This is a genomic window from Polaromonas eurypsychrophila, assembly GCF_014641715.1.
Classification (GTDB): Bacteria; Pseudomonadota; Gammaproteobacteria; order Burkholderiales; family Burkholderiaceae_C; genus Polaromonas; species Polaromonas eurypsychrophila.
Genome location: NZ_BMIG01000009.1, coordinates 20,388 through 38,668, shown reverse-complemented (window position 1 = coordinate 38,668; position 18,281 = coordinate 20,388). Strand labels below are relative to the sequence as shown.

15 protein-coding genes are annotated in these 18,281 nt (G+C 60.8%); 14 read left to right on the top strand and 1 reads right to left on the bottom strand.

Annotated features, from left to right (window positions below; all coding sequences use genetic code 11):
- Positions 1-11: 11 nt before the first annotated feature.
- Positions 12-737, bottom strand: coding sequence for a Crp/Fnr family transcriptional regulator (locus IEX16_RS12875; RefSeq protein ID WP_188708890.1), 726 nt, complete (start codon positions 735-737; stop codon positions 12-14).
- 280 nt (positions 738-1,017) lie between these two features.
- On the opposite strand from IEX16_RS12875, the gene IEX16_RS12870 reads away from it, so the two are divergent.
- The 14 genes from IEX16_RS12870 (at position 1,018) to IEX16_RS12805 (ending at position 18,186) form a co-directional block, all read left to right on the top strand.
- On the top strand, positions 1,018-2,646 hold the full coding sequence (locus tag IEX16_RS12870; protein WP_188708889.1) for a 3-(methylthio)propionyl-CoA ligase: 1,629 nt from the start codon (positions 1,018-1,020) through the stop codon (positions 2,644-2,646).
- 156 nt (positions 2,647-2,802) lie between these two features.
- Positions 2,803-4,035 carry a branched-chain amino acid ABC transporter substrate-binding protein gene (locus tag IEX16_RS12865; RefSeq protein ID WP_188708888.1) on the top strand — a complete coding sequence of 411 codons (1,233 nt, stop codon included), beginning with the start codon at positions 2,803-2,805 and terminating at the stop codon, positions 4,033-4,035.
- An 81-nt stretch (positions 4,036-4,116) separates the two neighbouring features.
- Positions 4,117-5,151 carry a branched-chain amino acid ABC transporter permease gene (locus IEX16_RS12860; RefSeq protein WP_188708887.1) on the top strand — a complete coding sequence of 345 codons (1,035 nt, stop codon included), beginning with the start codon at positions 4,117-4,119 and terminating at the stop codon, positions 5,149-5,151.
- A 3-nt stretch (positions 5,152-5,154) separates the two neighbouring features.
- On the top strand, positions 5,155-6,444 hold the full coding sequence (locus tag IEX16_RS12855) for a branched-chain amino acid ABC transporter permease (protein ID WP_188708886.1): 1,290 nt from the start codon (positions 5,155-5,157) through the stop codon (positions 6,442-6,444).
- A 136-nt stretch (positions 6,445-6,580) separates the two neighbouring features.
- Positions 6,581-7,351, top strand: a complete 771-nt coding sequence (locus tag IEX16_RS12850; RefSeq protein WP_188708885.1) for an ABC transporter ATP-binding protein — start codon at positions 6,581-6,583, stop codon at positions 7,349-7,351.
- Between the two features lie 168 nt (positions 7,352-7,519).
- A complete protein-coding gene (locus tag IEX16_RS12845; RefSeq protein WP_188708884.1) occupies positions 7,520-8,215 on the top strand; it encodes an ABC transporter ATP-binding protein in 696 nt (231 codons plus the stop codon).
- Positions 8,216-8,511: 296 nt separating this feature from the next.
- Positions 8,512-10,611 carry a 3-hydroxyacyl-CoA dehydrogenase NAD-binding domain-containing protein gene (locus tag IEX16_RS12840; protein ID WP_188708883.1) on the top strand — a complete coding sequence of 700 codons (2,100 nt, stop codon included), beginning with the start codon at positions 8,512-8,514 and terminating at the stop codon, positions 10,609-10,611.
- Between the two features lie 14 nt (positions 10,612-10,625).
- Positions 10,626-11,801 (top strand): acetyl-CoA C-acyltransferase, encoded by a 1,176-nt coding sequence (locus IEX16_RS12835; protein ID WP_188708882.1) that lies wholly within the window; start codon positions 10,626-10,628, stop codon positions 11,799-11,801.
- A gap of 134 nt (positions 11,802-11,935) precedes the next feature.
- The gene (locus tag IEX16_RS12830) at positions 11,936-13,768 is read left to right on the top strand and encodes an acyl-CoA dehydrogenase (protein WP_188708881.1); all 1,833 of its coding nucleotides are present in this window, start codon (positions 11,936-11,938) and stop codon (positions 13,766-13,768) included.
- Entirely contained in the window at positions 13,768-13,998 is a 231-nt protein-coding gene (locus IEX16_RS12825; RefSeq protein ID WP_188708880.1) for a hypothetical protein, read from the top strand. Before IEX16_RS12830 ends, IEX16_RS12825 begins: the two co-directional genes overlap by 1 nt.
- Before the next feature lie 87 nt (positions 13,999-14,085).
- A complete protein-coding gene (locus IEX16_RS12820; RefSeq protein ID WP_188708879.1) occupies positions 14,086-14,877 on the top strand; it encodes an SDR family oxidoreductase in 792 nt (263 codons plus the stop codon).
- 2 nt (positions 14,878-14,879) lie between these two features.
- Positions 14,880-15,317 (top strand): PaaI family thioesterase, encoded by a 438-nt coding sequence (locus tag IEX16_RS12815; protein ID WP_188708878.1) that lies wholly within the window; start codon positions 14,880-14,882, stop codon positions 15,315-15,317.
- 93 nt (positions 15,318-15,410) lie between these two features.
- A complete protein-coding gene (locus IEX16_RS12810) occupies positions 15,411-16,427 on the top strand; it encodes an NADP-dependent oxidoreductase (RefSeq protein ID WP_188708877.1) in 1,017 nt (338 codons plus the stop codon).
- 25 nt (positions 16,428-16,452) lie between these two features.
- Positions 16,453-18,186: an acyl-CoA dehydrogenase family protein gene (locus IEX16_RS12805; protein WP_188708876.1), complete on the top strand. Its 1,734-nt coding sequence runs from the start codon at positions 16,453-16,455 to the stop codon at positions 18,184-18,186.
- Positions 18,187-18,281 lie beyond the last annotated feature (95 nt).

Sequence of the window (18,281 nt, the reverse complement as noted above, 5' to 3'; positions counted from 1 at the left end):
TGGCTTCAGGGTTAAACATCAGGCGCGGCTGGGGACGGCTTGTCCGGCGCAGTGCCGGGTCGGGTGGCATAAGCCGCCAACGCCTGCTCGTCGAGCATGGCCACCCGCCCGAACTCCAGCGACACCAAGCCCAGTTGCTCCATGGACTTGAGGGCGCGGTTGACCGTCTGCCGCGACAGGCCCGCCAGATGGCCGAGTTCTTCCTGGGACAGCACGAGCCGGCGCCGGCCCTGCCAGAACACACGGCTCAGGTACAGGGCCACCCGCTGCTCGGGCGAACGCAGCCGCCCGGCCTCGATGATGGTCATGGCCTGGCCCAGGCGGCGGTTCAGGTGTGTGACCAGAAAATGGTTGAAGGGCAGGCAGTCGGCCAGCAGGGCATCGAACTCGGTGCGCGGCAGGCACAGCAGCACAGTGTCGCGCAGCGCGATCACGTCGTAACGCCGGGGCTCGGTTTTCAGCACCGAGCCTTCGCCGAACCACTCGCCGTCCGGCACGCCGAGGAAGGCCGAGACGCGGCCTTCGGACGAGGTGCTTTGCAGCTTGACCAGGCCGGACAGCACCGCGTACCAGCCTTTGACCGGCGTGCCCGCTGCCAGCATCACATCCCCCTTACGGCCTGACTGCGTCAGGGTGCGCTCAAGAAGGCGGGCGCGGCTGTCGTCCGGCAAGGCAGCAAACCAGGGCTGGCCGCGCAGAAAACGGTGGTGAGGAAAGGCGGCTTCTTCAAGGAGCATAGGCTTGATTGTCCCGCAGCCGCAGCACCCGGCTGGGCCCGGGCCTGTTCACATTTGCACAAACAGTGCAAGCAGGCCGTGTCACGGGTTTGTACCTAGAAATTGTCGGACCGGCGACATCCCTTGCCCGGCAGCGCGTGCCGGGCCATAGTCAGCGTTAGCCGCAGCCTTGCGAAATAAGGATTTACCGGTGCGACGTGGAGAGTGTGGGCGTTACCATGCAGCCACGGCGTTGTCGCAGAACAGCGATTTTTTTACCGGATAAAAAAGGAATACGACCATGTTGGGTTTGATGCAAAGCCAGCCGCTGCTGATTTCGTCGCTGATTGATTTTGCGGAGCGCCATCACGGCGACGCAGAAATCGTCTCGCGCCGTGTGGAGGGCGATATTCACCGCTATACCTACCGTGACGTGGCGAGCCGCTCGCGACAGGTGGCAAGGGCGCTGGATGCGCTGAAGCTGCAGTTCGGTGACCGCATTGCCACTCTGGCCTGGAACGGCTACCGGCACCTTGAGCTGTATTTCGGCGTCAGCGGCTCCGGCCGCGTGCTGCACACGTTGAATCCGCGCCTGCATCCCGACCTGGTGTCCTGGATTGCCAACCACGCCGAAGATCAGGTGCTGTTTTTTGACTTGTCCTTTTTGCCGCTGGTCCAGGCCTTTCATGCGAAATGCACCACCATCAAACACTACATCGCACTGTGTGACGCTGACAAGCTCCCGGTTGACAGCGGCATTCCGAACCTGAGCAGCTACGAAGCCTGGATCGCCCCGCATTCTGCCAACTACAGCTGGCCCAGTTTTGATGAAAATTCGGCGTCGAGCATGTGTTACACCAGCGGCACCACCGGCAACCCGAAGGCGGCACTGTACAGCCACCGTTCAACCATCCTGCATGCCTATGCCGCAGCACTGCCCGACGTCATGTGCCTGAGCGCGCGTGACTCAATTCTTCCCGTGGTGCCCATGTTCCACGTCAATGCCTGGGGCATTCCGTACTCGGCTGCGCTGACCGGCGCCAAGCTGGTGTTTCCGGGCCCCGGCCTGGACGGCAAGTCGGTGTACGAGCTGATCGAGAACGAGAAGGTGACCTATGCCGCCGGCGTGCCTACCGTCTGGCAGATGATGCTGGGCCACATGAAACCGGCGGGTCTGAAATTTTCCACCCTCAAACGCACGGTGATTGGCGGCTCGGCCTGCCCGCCGGCCATGATTCATGCCTTCCAGGAAGACTACGGCGTTGAGGTGCTGCACGCCTGGGGTATGACTGAAATGTCGCCGCTCGGAACACTCTGCACCCTGAAGAACAAACACCTGGGCATGTCGAAAGACGAGCAGATGAAGATTCGGCTCAAGCAGGGGCGGGCGATCTATGGCATGGACATGAAAATCGTCGGCGAGGACGGCAAGGAGCTGGTATGGGACGGCAAGGCCTATGGCGACCTGCATGTGAAAGGCCCTTGGATCGTCGGCGAGTATTTCAAGGGGGAGGGCGGCAACCCGCTGATCAACGGCTGGTTTCCAACCGGCGACGTGGCCACAATCGACGCCGATGGTTATATGCAGATCACCGATCGCAGCAAGGATGTGATCAAGTCCGGTGGCGAGTGGATCAGCTCCATCGACATCGAAAACATCGCCGTGGCTCACCCCGCCGTGGCCATGGCAGCCTGCATCGGCGTGCGGCACCCGAAATGGGACGAACGCCCCATCATCGCCGTGGTGAAAAAGCCCGGCGCCGAGGTCACGCGCGAGGAGTTGATCAAGTTTTATGAAGGTAAAACCGCCAAATGGCAAATTCCGGACGATGTGGTGTTCGTCGATGCGATTCCGCTGGGCGCCACAGGAAAAATGCTCAAGACACGGCTGCGCGAACAGCTCAAGGACTACACCTTGCCCGGTGTGTAGGTCGCGGCGTCATTCCGCTTGGCGGAATGACGAATTCACCCGTTGCACCTGGCTTGTCGCCTGTGCGATAGCCAAGCATTTTTTTACGGGCAATCCCCTACGCTGCAGCGCACAAAAACTTGTACGCTGCCCTTATCAGTTAACCAGGAGACATTGATGAAATTGACCATGAAAATTGTTGCAGCATCGGCCATGATGATGGCCGCTGGCATGTCCTTTGCCCAGAAGGGCGAAACCGTCAAAGTGGTCAGGATCGATCCCCTGACCGGGCTGCTCGGGCCGGTAGGCGTCAGCCAGGCCAAGGGCTATCAGTTTTTTGCTGAAAAATTTAGTGGCGCTGGCAACCCGGCGGGCGTGAAGTTTGAGTTCTCGACCATCGACAACAAACTCAGTCCTGCGGAAAGCCTCAACGCCCTTAAAGCCGCGATTGACCAGGGTGCGCGCTACATCATCCAGGGCAATGGTTCCTCGGTGGCTCTGGCCTTGAGCGACGCCGTCGCCAAACACAATGAGCGCAACCCCGGCAAGGAGGTGATCTACCTCAACGACTCGGCCGTGGACCCAGACCTGACCAACAGCAAGTGCAACTATTGGCACTTCCGTTTTGACGCAGATACATCGATGAAGATGGAGGCGATGTCGAGCTTCATAGCTACCCAGCCTGATATCAAGAAGGTCTATTTCCTGAACCAGAACTACTCGCACGGGCATCAGGTCGTGAAGTTCGGCAAAGAGTCCCTGGCCCGCAAGCGCCCGGACATCCAGGTTGTTGGCGAAGATCTGCACCCGCTGGCACAAACGCGTGACTTTGCACCGTACATCGCCAAGATCAAAGCCTCGGGCGCCGACACCGTGATCACCGGCAACTGGGGCTCCGACCTGTCGCTGCTGATCAAGGCCGCCAATGAAAATGGCTACAACGGCAAGTTTTTCACCTACTACGCCGGCGTCACGGGCACGCCAACCGCCCTGGGCCAGAACGGCGCCGGACGCGTCTACCAGATCGCCTACAACCACTACAACATGGGTGGGCAGATGGAAAAGTGGATGAAGGAATTCAACACCAAGTACAACGACGACTTCTACACCGGCTCGACCATCCGCATTTTCGAGATGCTGGGCGCGGCCATGGCCAAGGCCAAATCCACCGACCCGGTGAAGGTGGCGGCCGCCATGGAAGGCCTGAAGGTCAAGAGTTTCAACGGCGAAGTCGAAATGCGCAAGACTGACCATCAGTTGCAGCAGCCGCTCTACATGTCGGTGTGGCAAAAGGCAGATGCCAAGAGCCCGTACAGCCCTGAAAAAACCGGCATGACGCTGGCGATGCTCAAGGAGTATCCGAACTACGTGTCGAGCACGCCCACCAGCTGCCAGATGAAGCGTCCGTAAATTCCGACGCCTCAAGACAGAGCCCGAGCGGGTCGCCGTATCGGGCTCTTTTACTTTTACCGACGAGGAAGGTCACGCTGAATGGAGTTTTTCATCATCTCGATGCTGAACGGGCTGAGCTACGGGCTCTTGCTGTTCATGCTGAGTTCGGGACTCACGCTGATTTTCAGCATGATGGGGGTCCTGAATTTCGCGCACGCCAGCTTTTACATGCTGGGCGCGTATGTGGGCTACACCGTGGCCCAATTCGTCGGATTCTGGCCAGCCTTGCTGATCGCCCCGCTGGTGGTCGGCACACTGGGCGCGTTGTTTGAGCGCCAGTGTTTGCGCAAGGTCCACAAGTTCGGCCATGTTCCCGAACTACTGATCACCTTCGGGCTGTCCTACGTGATCGTTGAACTGGTTCAGCTGATTTGGGGCCGCATCGCGGTGGAATTCCGCCCGCCCGAACTCCTCCAGGGACCGGCTTTCACCTTGATCAATGATTCGATCAAGGGTTTGAGCCTGTTCTGGGGCGCCGCGCCCGCCGAGCTGTGCAGTACAGCCGACGCGGCGGTGCGCATTGTTTGCTCTCCGTTTCCCGCCACCCGCGGTTTCATGATGCTGGTAGCAGTGATCATGCTGGCGTCGGTCTGGTTGTTGCTGACCCGCACCCGCATCGGCCTGGTGATTCAGGCCGCGCTGACGCACCCGGAGGCGGTAGAGTCCCTGGGCCACAACGTGCCGCGCGTGTTCATGCTGGTGTTTGGCGCGGGTTCGGCGCTGGCTGGTCTTGCTGGAGTGATCGGTGGCAGCACCTTCCTGACCGAGCCGGCCATGGCCGCCACGGTGGGTTCTGTCATCTTCGTGGTGGTGGTGGTGGGCGGCATGGGTTCGCTGTCCGGCGCATTTGTGGCCTCTGTGCTGATCGGTGTGATCCAGACCTTCGCCGTGGCTTTCGATTATTCGCTGGTCACCCTGGCCGAGCAGATCGGTTTGCCGCTCAGCGCTGCTGTGGCCAACAACTCGTATATCAAACTCACGTTGTCGCAGGTGGCGCCTATCCTTCCCTATTTGTTTTTGGTGCTCATCCTGATCTTCAGGCCGCGCGGCCTGCTCGGCAAGCGGGAGGGCTAACCCATGAAAACCCACTACCAATTCAAGCCACTCAACATCGGGCGCTGGCTAACCTGGGGGCTGTTCGCAGTGCTTCTCGTGGTCGCCCCCATGGTATTTGGCAGCGGCCTGAGCCTGACCGTGTTGTCCCAGATGGGTATTGCCATCATTGCCTGCCTGTCCTACAACATGTTGTTGGGGCAGGGCGGCATGCTGAGCTTCGGACATGCGGTCTATACCGGCCTCGGCTCCTTCCTCGCCATTCATGCGCTCAACAGCGTAGGCAACGGCGCGTTGCCGCTACCGGTGTCCGTCGTGCCGCTGGTGGGCGGTCTGGCCGGTGTCGGGTTTGCGGTGTTGTTCGGGTATGTCACCACACGCAAATCGGGCACCACCTTTGCGATGATCACGCTGGGGCTGGGCGAACTGGTCTTCGCGCTGTCGCTGATGATTCCGGAGTTTTTTGGCGGTGAGGGCGGCGTATCGGGCAACCGGGTCACCGGCAAAGCCGTGATGGGTGTCAACTTCGGCCCGCAAATTCAGGTTTATTACCTGATTGCCTGCTATACCTTTGTCGCTGTGGGTCTCATGTTCGCTTTTACCCGCACACCGTTGGGACGCATGCTCAATGCCGTGCGAGACAACCCCGAGCGGGTCGAGTTTGTCGGGTATGACACCCAAAAAGTGCGGTACATGGCTTTCATCATTGCCGGCTTTTTTGCCGGCATCTCCGGTGGCCTGGCGGCGCTGAATTTCGAGATCGTCACGGCCGAGGTTGTGGGCGCAGCACGCTCGGGCGGGTATTTGTTGTTCACCTTCCTGGGCGGCGCCACCTTTTTCTTCGGTCCAATCATCGGCGGCATTCTGATGGTGCTGGCAACGGTGTTGCTGTCCGAGTTCACCAATGCCTGGTTGCTCTACCTGGGCCTGGTGTTCCTGTTCATGGTGATGTATGCGCCCGGCGGCATCGCAAGCCTGATCATGATGAACCTGCGCGTGGCGGCTTTCGGCAAGCTCCGTCAACTGTGGGTCAGCTACCTGGCGATGACGGTCACGGTGCTGGTCTTACTGGCGGGCGCTGGCGCGATGATAGAGATGGTCTACCACATGCAACTCAACACCACGCTGGGATCGCAGCTCAAGTTTTTGGGCGTCACGCTCGACGTCAAAAACCTTAATAGCTGGTTCGGCTCGGCGTTTGTGATGCTGACCGGGCTGGGCCTGTTTGAAGTCACGCGACGCCAGTTCCTGGTCGAGTGGGGCGACATTCAGGAGTACATCGAAAAAGAAATCAAGCGCAGGGAAAATCTATGAGCCCCCACGCTTGTCACTGCGTGTACTTCGCTGCACCCCGAGGGGGCTGGCCTTGCTTGGGGCGGCCCTGCGCGGCGGCCGATCATCCTTACGCTGGTTCCGTCTTGTACGGCGCGCTGAACCGGCGGAAAACAATATGACCTACGCACTTGAACTGAAAGACCTGCGCAAGAGTTTCGGCAAGACCGAGATCATCCGCGGCGTGAATCTGGCCGTGAATGCTGGCGAACGCGTTGGCATCATCGGCCCTAACGGCGCCGGCAAGTCGACGTTGTTTAACCTGATCAGCGGGCGCTTCGAGCCCAGCAGTGGTGACGTGCTGCTCGGTGGCCAACGCATCAACGGCAAAAAGCCGTTCGAGATCAATCGGCTGGGCCTGTCACGCAGTTTCCAGATCACCAACATCTTCCCCAAGCTCAGTGTGTTTGAAAACCTGCGCTGCGGTGTGCTCTGGAGCCTGGGCTACAAATACACCTTCCTGAAGTTTCTCGCCGACCTGGACGACGCGAATGACCGCGCCGACGAGCTCATGAAAATGATCAAGCTCGATAAAAAGCGCGATGTACTGGCCATCAACCTGACCTATGCGGAGCAGCGCGCGCTGGAAATCGGCATCACCATTGCCGGTGGCGCCGGCGTCATCCTGCTAGACGAACCGACGGCAGGCATGAGCCGCAGCGAAACCAGCCGCTTCATCAACCTGATCAAGGAAGTGACCGTGGGCAAAACCCTGCTGACGGTGGAGCACGACATGGGTGTGGTGTTCGGCCTGGCCGACCGCATTGCCGTGGTGGTGTACGGCGAGGTGCTGGCTTTCGACACGCCGGACGCGGTGCGTGCCAATCCGCGCGTGCAGGAGGCTTATTTGGGCTCCCATGTCGCCGACACTCAGGCGGGGAGCCATTGATATGACCCCCACACTTGTCACTTCGTGTACTGCGCGAGGCCTTGCAGGCCGCGGCTCACGAGACGCTTCGCCTCTGTCGCCTGTCCAAAGCTGCTCAAGTAGCTGTGGAGCCGCAGGCTCCAGCCCCTCGGGGGCCATGTTTCTGGGGACTGCCCGTCGGAGCCTTTCATGCTGAAAATAGAAAACCTTCACGCCTACTACGGCAAGAGCCATGTGCTGCATGGCGTTCATTTCGACGTCCAGCCCGGTGAGATCGTAGCCTTGCTGGGGCGCAACGGGTCCGGCCGTTCCACCACCGCCAAGGCCATCATGGGCTTGGTCGATTGCCAGGGCGACATCCAGTGGAAAGGCAAGCAGATCGCCGGCCGCAAGGCCTACGAGATTGCCCACTTGGGAATTGGCTATGTGCCCGAGAACCGCGACATCTTCCCGACGCTGACGGTTCACCAGAATCTGATGCTCGGGCAAAAAGGCAAGGGCAAAGGCAGCCGCTGGTCGTTTGAGGACATGTACCAGATGTTTCCGCGCCTCAGGGAGCGGCAGCATAACGAGGCCGGTGTGTTGTCCGGCGGCGAGCAGCAGATGCTGACCCTGTGCCGCGCGCTGATGGGCGATCCGGACCTGATCATCATCGACGAGCCGACCGAAGGGCTGGCGCCCAAAATTGTCGAGCTGGTGGGCCAGTATCTGCAAACCCTGAAAGCCAAAGGGATTTCGGTACTGCTGATTGAGCAAAAATTGACCATTGCCATGGCGATTTCGGACCGCGCGCTGGTCATGGGCCACGGCAGCATCGTGTTCCAGGGCACGCCCGACAGCCTGCGGGCCGATGCCTATATCCGCAAGGAATGGCTGGAAGTCTGAGAGACTATGAATCTTTCTACTGCGCGGGCTGATCTGACGCCTGCGGTGCTCACCGTATTTTGGTACGGTTCCGCTCCCCCGAGGCCACCTCGGCTCTCTCGCTGCCAAAATCGTCACAGCCTTTGCCAGCAAGCCGGTTTTTGTCGCGGCAGGGACAATGCAGGCGGCCCTCAGGGTTGCACTGCAACATAAGCTCTCTACAATAAGAAAAGAACGGTCGTACTATTTCTATCAGTCCGGCTCTGTCAGGGCTTCGGCGATCAGTAGCTGAGAATCACGCAACAAAGGAAAAACACATGACAGCGAAATACGAAGTCCACGGCAGTGTGGCGGTCATCACACTTGAGAACCCGCCTGTCAATGGCCTGGGTCATGCCACCCGCGTGGGCATCACGGACGGTCTGCAAAAGGCCCATGCTGACTCCACCGTCAAATCGATCGTGCTGACGGGTGCCGGCAAGGCCTTTTCTGGCGGGGCCGATATCAAGGAATTTGGCTCCCCCAAAGCGCTCGCAGAGCCGAATCTGCTGAGCGTGATTCTTGCCCTGGAAAATTCTTCCAAACCTGTGGTGGCTGCGGTTCACTCGGTGTGTATGGGCGGCGGTCTGGAGCTGGCGCTCGGTTGCCACTACCGCATTGCTGCACCTGATTGCAGCGTCGCCTTGCCTGAAGTCAAGCTCGGACTGATTCCGGGCGCAGGCGGCACGCAGCGCTTGCCGCGCGCACTGGGCGTGGAGCCCGCGCTCAACATGATTGTCAGTGGCGAGCCCGTCAAGAGCGAACTGCTGGCGCAGATCCCTGGCCAGAAGTTGTTTGACAAGATGGCGGCGTCTGCCGAATCCCTGGCCGAGGAGGCTTTGGCTTTCGCCCAGGCCATCTCCGACACCCGACCTTTGCCACTGGTGCGCAACTTGCCGTGCAAACACCCGAATGGCGACGCCTATTTCCAGTTTGCGCGCAATATGGTCAAGGGTATGGCTAAAAACTTCCCGGCACCGGGCAAGTGTGTCGATGCCGTGGAATCAGCCACCAAGAAGAAATTTGACGACGGCATGGCTTTTGAGCGCGAGATATTCACCGCCCTGATGTTCACGCCGGAAAGCCGCGCCCTGCGCCACATTTTCATGGCCGAGCGTGCCGCTTCCAAAATTCCGGATGTGCCGCAAGACACGCCGCAGCGCGACATCCAGTCCATCGCCGTCATCGGCGCTGGCACCATGGGTGGCGGTATTGCCATGAACTTCCTGAACGCCGGCATCCCGGTCAAGATGCTGGAGATGAAACAGGAAGCGCTGGACAAAGGCATCGGCATCATTCGCAAGAACTACGAATCCCAGGTCAAACGCGGCAAGCTAAAGCAGGACAAATACGAGCAGCGCATGAGCCTGCTGAGCACCACGCTGAGCTACGACGACCTGAAGGACGCCGACATGGTGATCGAGGCGGTGTTTGAGGAAATGGGTGTCAAGGAAAAAGTCTTCAAGGAACTCGACCGTGTGATGAAGCCCGGCGCGATTCTGGCCTCCAACACCTCGACGCTGGACGTCAACGTGATTGCCTCGTTTACGAAACGCCCGCAAGATGTGGTGGGCATGCATTTCTTCAGCCCGGCCAATGTGATGAAGCTGCTCGAAGTCATTCGCGGTGAAAAAACCGCCAAGGACGTGCTGGCCACCGTGATGGCCGTCAGCAAGAAGATCCGGAAAACCGCCGTGGTTTCTGGCGTCTGCGACGGCTTCATCGGCAACCGCATGATCGAACAGTACGGCCGCCAGGGCGGTTTCCTGCTCGACGAAGGCTGCACTCCCGCGCAGGTGGACAAAGCCATGGAGAAATTCGGCATGGCCATGGGCCCCTTCCGCATGGGCGACCTGGCCGGTAACGACATTGGCTGGGCCATCCGCAAGCGCCGCCACACCGAAAAACCGGGCATGAAATACAGCAAGACCGCCGATTTGCTGTGTGAGAAAGGCCGCTTTGGCCAGAAAACCGGCGCGGGCTGGTACGACTATGTGCCCGGCAAACGCGACGCCGTTCCGAATGCCGAGGTCATCAAGATGATTGAAGATCACCGCACATCGCTGGGCATCACGCCGCGCAAGATATCCGACGAAGAAATTGTCCAGCGCCTGGTTTATGCGCTGGTCAACGAAGCCGCCCACATCCTCGAAGAAGGCATTGCATCCAAAGCCAGCGACATCGACATGGTTTACCTGATGGGTTACGGTTTCCCGATCTACCGTGGTGGCCCCATGAACTACGCCGACCAGGTCGGCCTGTTCAATGTGGTGCAAAGCATGCAGCGGTTTGCCCAGAACCCTCTGGACGACGCGGCATTCTGGCAACCGGCGCCACTGCTGGCCAAACTGGCCGCCGAAGGCAAGACGTTTAATTAATTCCGGAGATTCACATGACTTCAGCCGTAATCGTTTCCACCGCCCGTACCCCCCTGGCCAAAAGCTGGAAGGGCTCCTTCAACATGACCCACGGCGCGACCCTGGGCGGCCACGCGGTCGAACATGCCATCAAACGCGCCGGCATCGAAGCGGGCGAGGTGGATGACGTGATCATGGGCTGCGCCAATCCCGAGGGCGCGACCGGTGCCAACATCGGCCGTCAGGTGGCCCTGCGTGCCGGCTGCCCGATCACCGTGTCGGGCGTGACCGTCAACCGCTTTTGTTCGTCCGGCCTGCAAACCATCGCGCTGGCTGCACAGCGCGTGATCGCCGGCGAAGCCGACATCTATGTGGCGGGTGGCGTTGAAAGCATCTCCTGCGTGCAGCAGGAAATGAACACCCACATGCTGGCCGATTCCTGGCTCGCCAAGAACAAGCCCGAGATTTACTGGAACATGCTGCAGACCGCCGAGCAGGTCGCCAAGCGTTACGGCATTTCGCGCGAGCAAATGGACGAATATGGCGCGGCCAGCCAGCAAAAAGCCACGGCTGCACTGGCCGCCGGCCTGTTTGATGCCGAAATTGCCCCTATCACCGTTACCATGGGTGTGGCCGATGCGGTGATGGGTCTGACCACCAAAGAAGTGACTGTCAGCAAAGACGAAGGCATCCGCGAAGGCACCACCAAAGAAGGCATCAGCGGCATTAAACCCGCCATTCCTGGCGGCGTGATCTCTGCCGGCAATGCCAGCCAGTTCTCCGACGGCGGCGGCGCCGTGGTGGTGATGAACGAAACCCTGGCCGAGAAAAAAGGGCTGAAACCACTGGGCCGTTTCCTTGGCTTTGCGGTGGCCGGCTGCGAGCCTGATGAGATGGGCATTGGCCCCGTCTATGCGATTCCCAAGGTGCTGGCGCGTCTGGGCCTGAAGGTCAGCGACATCGACCTGTGGGAGCTCAACGAAGCGTTTGCAGTGCAGGTAATCTATTGCCGCGACAAGCTGGGGATTCCGATGGACAAGCTCAACGTCAACGGCGGCGCGATTGCGGTTGGTCACCCCTACGGTGTCAGCGGCCAGCGTTTGACGGGCCACGCGTTGATCGAAGGCAAGCGCCGCGGCGCCAAACGTGTTTGTGTGACCATGTGTATTGGTGGCGGCATGGGCGCAGCCGGCATCTTCGAAGTTTTGTAAAACCTGATCCACGGCCTGTCGTCCTGTCATCCCGGACTTGATCCGGGATCCATGCTGGCACAACGCAGATTGACGGGTCTGCGCAGCATGGATTGCGGGTCGGGCCCGCAATGACAAGTTAGGAAGTTTGGTCTATGTCTCTTCGTCCCACCCTGGATTTCCTGCTCTACAACTGGTTGAACGCCGAATCGCTGAACCAGCGCGAGCGTTTTGCCGACCATTCGCGCGAAACCTTTGACGCGGTGTTCGACACCTGCGAACGTATTGCGCGCGAGAAATACGCGCCTTTCAACCGCCTGGTCGATACCCAGGAACCGCATTTCGACGGCGAGACCGTCATCCTGCCGCAGGCCACACACGAGGCACACAAGGCGTATGCCGGCTCAGGCATGCTCAGTGCCGCGCAGGATTACGACGAAGGCGGCATGCAGTTGCCCTACACAATTGAAGCGGCGGCCAACTGCTTTTTCGCCATGGCTTCGGTCAGCATAGGTTCCAGCCTGCTGACCAAGGGCAATGCCAACCTGCTGCTGGTGCATGGCACTGAGGCGCAGAAAGAAGTCTTTGCGCGCAATGAGTTTGCGGGGAGGTTTTCCGGCACCATGTGTTTGTCCGAGCCGCAGGCCGGCTCCTCGCTGAGCGACATCACCACACGCGCTGTGCCGGATGGTTACGATTTTGAGGCTGAAGCACTGGGACCGCGTTACCGGCTCACCGGCAACAAGATGTGGATTTCATCGGGCGAACACGAGCTGACCGAAAACATCATCCACCTGGTACTGGCCAAGATTCCGGGGCCGGACGGCAAGCTGATTCCCGGCACGCGTGGCATCTCGCTGTTCATCGTGCCCAAGAAGATGGTGGGGGCGGACGGCCAGCTGACCGGGGTACGCAATGATGTGGCGCTGGCCGGGTTGAACCACAAGCTGGGCTGGCGCGGCACCACCAACACCTTGCTCAACTTCGGTGAAGGCAAGTACCCGGTGGACGGGGCTGCCGGCGCTGTCGGCTACCTGGTCGGCAAGCCGCACGAGGGCCTGCGCTGCATGTTCCACATGATGAACGAGGCGCGAATCGGTGTCGGCACGGCGGCTGTCATGCTGGGCATGGCCGGCTATTACGCTTCGCTCGACTATGCGAAGAACCGTCCTCAAGGCAGGCTCATGGGACCCGCAGGCAAGGATGCAGCGCAGCCGCAGGTGCGCATCATCGAACATTCCGATGTCAAACGCATGCTGCTGGCCCAGAAAAGCTATTGCGAAGGCGCCCTGGCGCTTGAGCTGTACTGCGCACGTCTGGTGGACGAGCAACACACCGCCGACGCGCAGGCGGCCGATGATGCGCGCCTGCTGCTGGAGGTTCTGACGCCCATCGCGAAAAGCTGGCCCAGCGAATGGTGTCTGGAAGCCAACTCGCTGGCAATCCAGATCCATGGCGGCTACGGCTACACACGCGATTTCCCGGTCGAGCAGTACTGGCGCGACAACCGGCTCAACATGATCCACGAAGGCACCCACGGCATCCAGGCCACCGACCTGTTGGGCCGCAAGGTGCTGATGGAAGGTGGAAAAGGCCTTGCCTTGCTGGCGGCCCGCATCAGCGCGACGATTGAACGTGCCCTGCAGGTGCCCGAGTTGGCCACCTATGCCGGCGCGCTGGACAAAGCCGTGTATCAGGTGGGCGCAGTCACAAAAGCCGCCTGGGCCACTGGCAATCCGCAGGATGCGCTGGCCAATGCCGTGCCCTACATGCAGGGCTTCGGCCACACCGTGCTGGCCTGGATCTGGCTGGACGTGGCGCTCGCCACCCTTCGGTCGGATACTACAAAATCCATAGCAGCTACCGCAGGTAAGATGGCGGCTGTGCGCTACTTTTATCACTACGAATTGCCCAAGATCGGCGCCTGGTTCCAGGTGGTCAGCGACCGTGACCTGACCTGCGTCGACCTGCCAGAGGATGCCTTCTAGTGGCGTTTTTCAAGGAAGCCGGCAGCACCACACCGAGCAAGACCATTGCCCGGCTGCAACAGCTGATTTGGGCCCTGATCTATGGCGGCCTGCTCACGCTGGTGCTGGGCCTGTCGGTGCAGCGCATGGACGACGCGCTGGGCTGGTCCATGGTGGTGGGTGGCGGGATCGTTGCCGCCATCGGCTTCGCGCTGATCTATGTGCGCTCACGCCTGACCTCCGGAAACTGAGCCCGTCACCGTCCACCTTGCGACAGCCGGGCAAGGCGTATTGCACGACACTCACTGCTACTTTTTCAAACAGCAAGGAATCCGACCATGACCCGTACCATTCAGCAACTGTTTGATCTGACCGGAAAAACCGCCCTGGTCACCGGCGGCTCGCGCGGACTGGGCCTGCAACTGGCGCAGGCGCTGGGCGAGGCCGGCGCAAAAATCATGCTGAGCTCGCGCAAGGCCGAAGACCTTGAGGAATCGGCCGCCACGCTCAAAGCTGCCGGCATCGCGGTGGACTGGATTGCCGCCGACTGCTCGAAAGAAGCCGATATCCGGGGCTTGGCTGACGAGACGATCAAGCGCATGGGGCAGGTGGACATTCTGGTCAACAACGCCGGTGCAGCCTGGGGCGCACCGGCTGAAGACCACCCTGTGGAGGCCTGGGACAAGGTCATGAACCTGAACATCCGCGGCTACTTCATACTGAGCCAGCACATCGCCAAACACAGCATGATTGCGCGCCGCTCCGGCCGCATCATCAACGTCGCCTCCATCGCGGGCCTGGGCGGCAACCCGCCCGAGATGACCACCGTGGCCTACAACACATCCAAGGGCGCGGTCATCAACTTCACGCGTGCGCTCGGCTGCGAATGGGGCAAGTACAACATCACGGTCAATGCCATCTGCCCGGGCTTTTTTCCGAGCCGAATGACGGTCGGCACGCTCAAAGCCCTGGGCGAGGAAAAACTAGCTGCCCATGCACCGCTGGGTCGCCTGGGCGACGACGAGGACCTCAAGGGCCTGTGTGTCCTCTATGCGTCGGACGCCGGCAAACATATCACCGCGCAGTGGCTGGCAGTAGACGGCGGCGTTTCTTCTGTAACGGGCGGCTAGGAATGAACTTCGGCGTCGAGATTCCCTTTGTTCATCACCTCGGGTTCGAGCTCGTGCTGTTCGAGGGCGGGGCCTCGCAGATCGACTACACACCTTTGCCCGAACATCTGAACTCCTTTCATGTAACACACGGCGGCGCCTTGATGACCTTGCAGGACGTGGTGATGGCGACGGCTGCTAGAAGTGTCCAGCAGGACATGGGGGTCGTCACCATCGAAATGAAAACCAGCTTCATGCGGCCGGCGCCCGGCGACGGCAGCAAGCTGACGGCCAAAGGCCGGCTGATCCACCGCACCGCGACCATGGCGTTTACCGAAGGCACGGTGTACGACGCTGAAGGCCGGATTTGTTCGCATGCCACCGGCACCTTCAAATACGTCAAGCGCCTGGCCGTGGGAAAGGGCGTCAACCCGCTCCATGCCGTGATTTCGACGGACTAGTCAGCCCATGTCTTTAACTAGACAAATCGTGCTCCAGCCCATATCCAGTGGGCGTGAGCAGCTCTTAAATTTATAGCATTTCAGGAGACTCCCATGCCCAGCAACCAGCAAATCCTTCTCGACAACCGCCCATCGGGCGAAGCCGTCGCGGGAAACTTCAAGCTTGTCAGCAGCGACACGCCGGCTTTAGCGGACGGCCAGGTGCTGGTGCGCCACCATTTCATGAGTCTGGACCCCTACATGCGCGGCCGCATGAACGACGCCAAGAGTTATGCCCAGCCGCAGGCGCTGGGCCAGGTCATGGGCGGCGGCACCGCCGGTGAGGTAGTCGAGTCGAAGAATCCGAAATTCGCCGCGGGTGACAAGGTCGTTGGCATGGGCGGCTGGCAGGAGTACAGCGTGGTGGATGCCAACCAGCCTGGTGCGCTGCGCAAGGTGGACACCACCCATGTGCCCCTTTCGCATTACCTCGGCGCAGTTGGCATGCCCGGCGTGACCGCATGGTACGGCCTGGTGAAAATCATAGAACCGAAAGCCGGGCAGACGGTCGTGGTCAGCGCCGCGACAGGAGCGGTGGGCAGTGCTTTCGGCGCATTGGCCAAAGCGAGAGGCTGCCGCGCTGTCGGCATTGCCGGTGGTCCGGACAAATGCAAATACGCCGTCGATGAGCTCGGCTTCGATGTCTGTATCGACTACAAAGAGCACAAGGATGCGGCGTCGCTGTCCAAAGCGCTCAAGCAAGCCTGCCCCGACGGCATCGACGGTTATTTTGAAAACGTCGGCGGGATGATCCTTGACGCCGTGTTGTCGCGCATGAACGCATTCGGCCGCATCGCGCTGTGCGGCATGATCGCGGGCTATGACGGCCAGCCGCTGCCCATGAGCTACCCGCAGCTGATCCTGACCAACCGGCTGAAGATCCAGGGGTTTATCGTCAGCGAACACATGGAAGTCTGGCCCGAAGCGCTGAAGGAGCTCGGCGCCATGGTCGGCGCCGGCAAGCTCAAGCCGCGCGAAACCATTGCACAAGGACTTGCCGCCGCGCCGGAGGCCTTTTTGGGCCTGCTCAAAGGCAAGAACTTCGGCAAGCAACTGGTCAAACTCGTCTGATCGGCTACTGCGCGGCCGAAAGGATGTGCACATGACCCACGACGTCTTCAACCAGCCAGCGCCGCTGGTCGACTACAAGCTGTTCGAGACCAACCGGCCGCTGCGCGATGCACTGAAATTCAACGCGCCATCGCTGGCGACCGCCGAGCTGTCGGCACTGGGCGCCAGACTCGGCAGCGCGGACATGCAGGCCCATGCGCGCCTGGCCAACCTCCACACACCTGTGCTGCACAGCCATGACCGTTTTGGCCGACGCGTGGACCAGGTCGAGTTTCACCCGGGCTATCACGAGCTGATGAAGTTGTCCGTGGGCGCGGGCTTGCATGGCACACCGTGGGCAAGCCAGGCGGAAAGCGTAGGAACCACCGACGTGCGCCGCGCTGGGCCGCCCCAAGCAAGTACAGCCCCCGCGGGGGGCAGCGCATTACGCGCAGCGAAAAGCGTGGGGGCGCATACTCTGCGGGCAGCGGGGTTCATGCTGTTTACCGAGCTCGAGCCCTCGACACTCTGCCCGATCTCGATGACCTACGCGGTCACACCGGCTTTGCGCAGCAATGCCGCCCTTCACGCCGATTGGGCGCCCAAACTCGCCAGCCGCCACTACGACCCAGCCCTGAAGTTGTTCTCCGAAAAAACCGGTGTGACCATGGGCATGGGCATGACCGAGAAGCAGGGCGGCTCCGACGTGCGCGCCAACACGACGCAGGCCGTGCCGGACGGCAGCGACCACTGGGGCAGGCGCTTCCGGCTGACTGGGCATAAATGGTTTTTTTCGGCACCCATGTGCGACGCCTTCCTGGTGCTGGCGCAGGCGCCGGCTGGACTGAGCTGTTTTTTCCTGCCGCGGGTATTGCCCGATGGCAGCCTCAACGCCATTCACATCCAGCGGCTGAAAGACAAGCTCGGCAACAAGGCCAACGCGAGCTCTGAGGTGGAGTTTGAAAGCGCCACCGCCTGGCTGGTCGGCGAAGAAGGGCGCGGCATTCCGCAAATCCTCGAAATGGGGACGATGACGCGGCTCGATTGCGCTTTGGGCACCAGCGGCCTGATGCGGCAGTCGCTGAGCATTGCGCTCAATCACTGCGCCCAACGCCAGGCCTTCGGCAAACCGCTGATCGCCCAGTCGCTGATGCGCAACGTGCTGGCCGACCTGGCACTCGAATCCGAAGCGGCCACCGCGCTGTCCATGCGTCTGGCGCGTGCTTTTGACCATCCAGCCGACCCCCATGAGCAAGCCATGGCACGGCTGCTCACGCCGGTTGCCAAGTTCTGGATATGTAAACGCGGCAGCCACTTCGCCCAGGAAGCCATGGAGTGCCTGGGCGGCAACGGTTATGTGGAGGCGGGCGGAGAAGGCATCATGGCCCGCATCTACCGCGAGATGCCACTTAACTCGATCTGGGAAGGCGCCGGCAACATCATGGCGCTGGACCTGCTGCGCGCGCTGCGCAAGGGCGATGCCGCCGCCGCGCTGGCGCACGAACTGGCGCCGGTCAAAGGCGGGCACCCCGCGCTGGACCGCCTGACCGCTGCCTTGCCAACACGTGCGGAAGAGATGGCCACTGAAATCGAGGCGCGCCGGCTGGCGCAGGACGTGGCACTTGCCGTTCAGGCAGCGCTGCTGTACCAGACCGCACCCGCCGCCGTGTTCGGCGCCTTCTGCGATTCGCGCCTGGCCGGCAACTGGGGACAAGCCTTTGGCACGCTGGGCGCAGGTGTGGATTTCGACGCGCTGGTCCAGCGCGCCATGCCGCAATGAAAACGGGTTCTTGTCATTGCGGACTTGATCCGCAATCCATTTTTCACCTACCGTCATGGATCCCGGGTCAAGCCCGGGATGACGGACAACTGGAG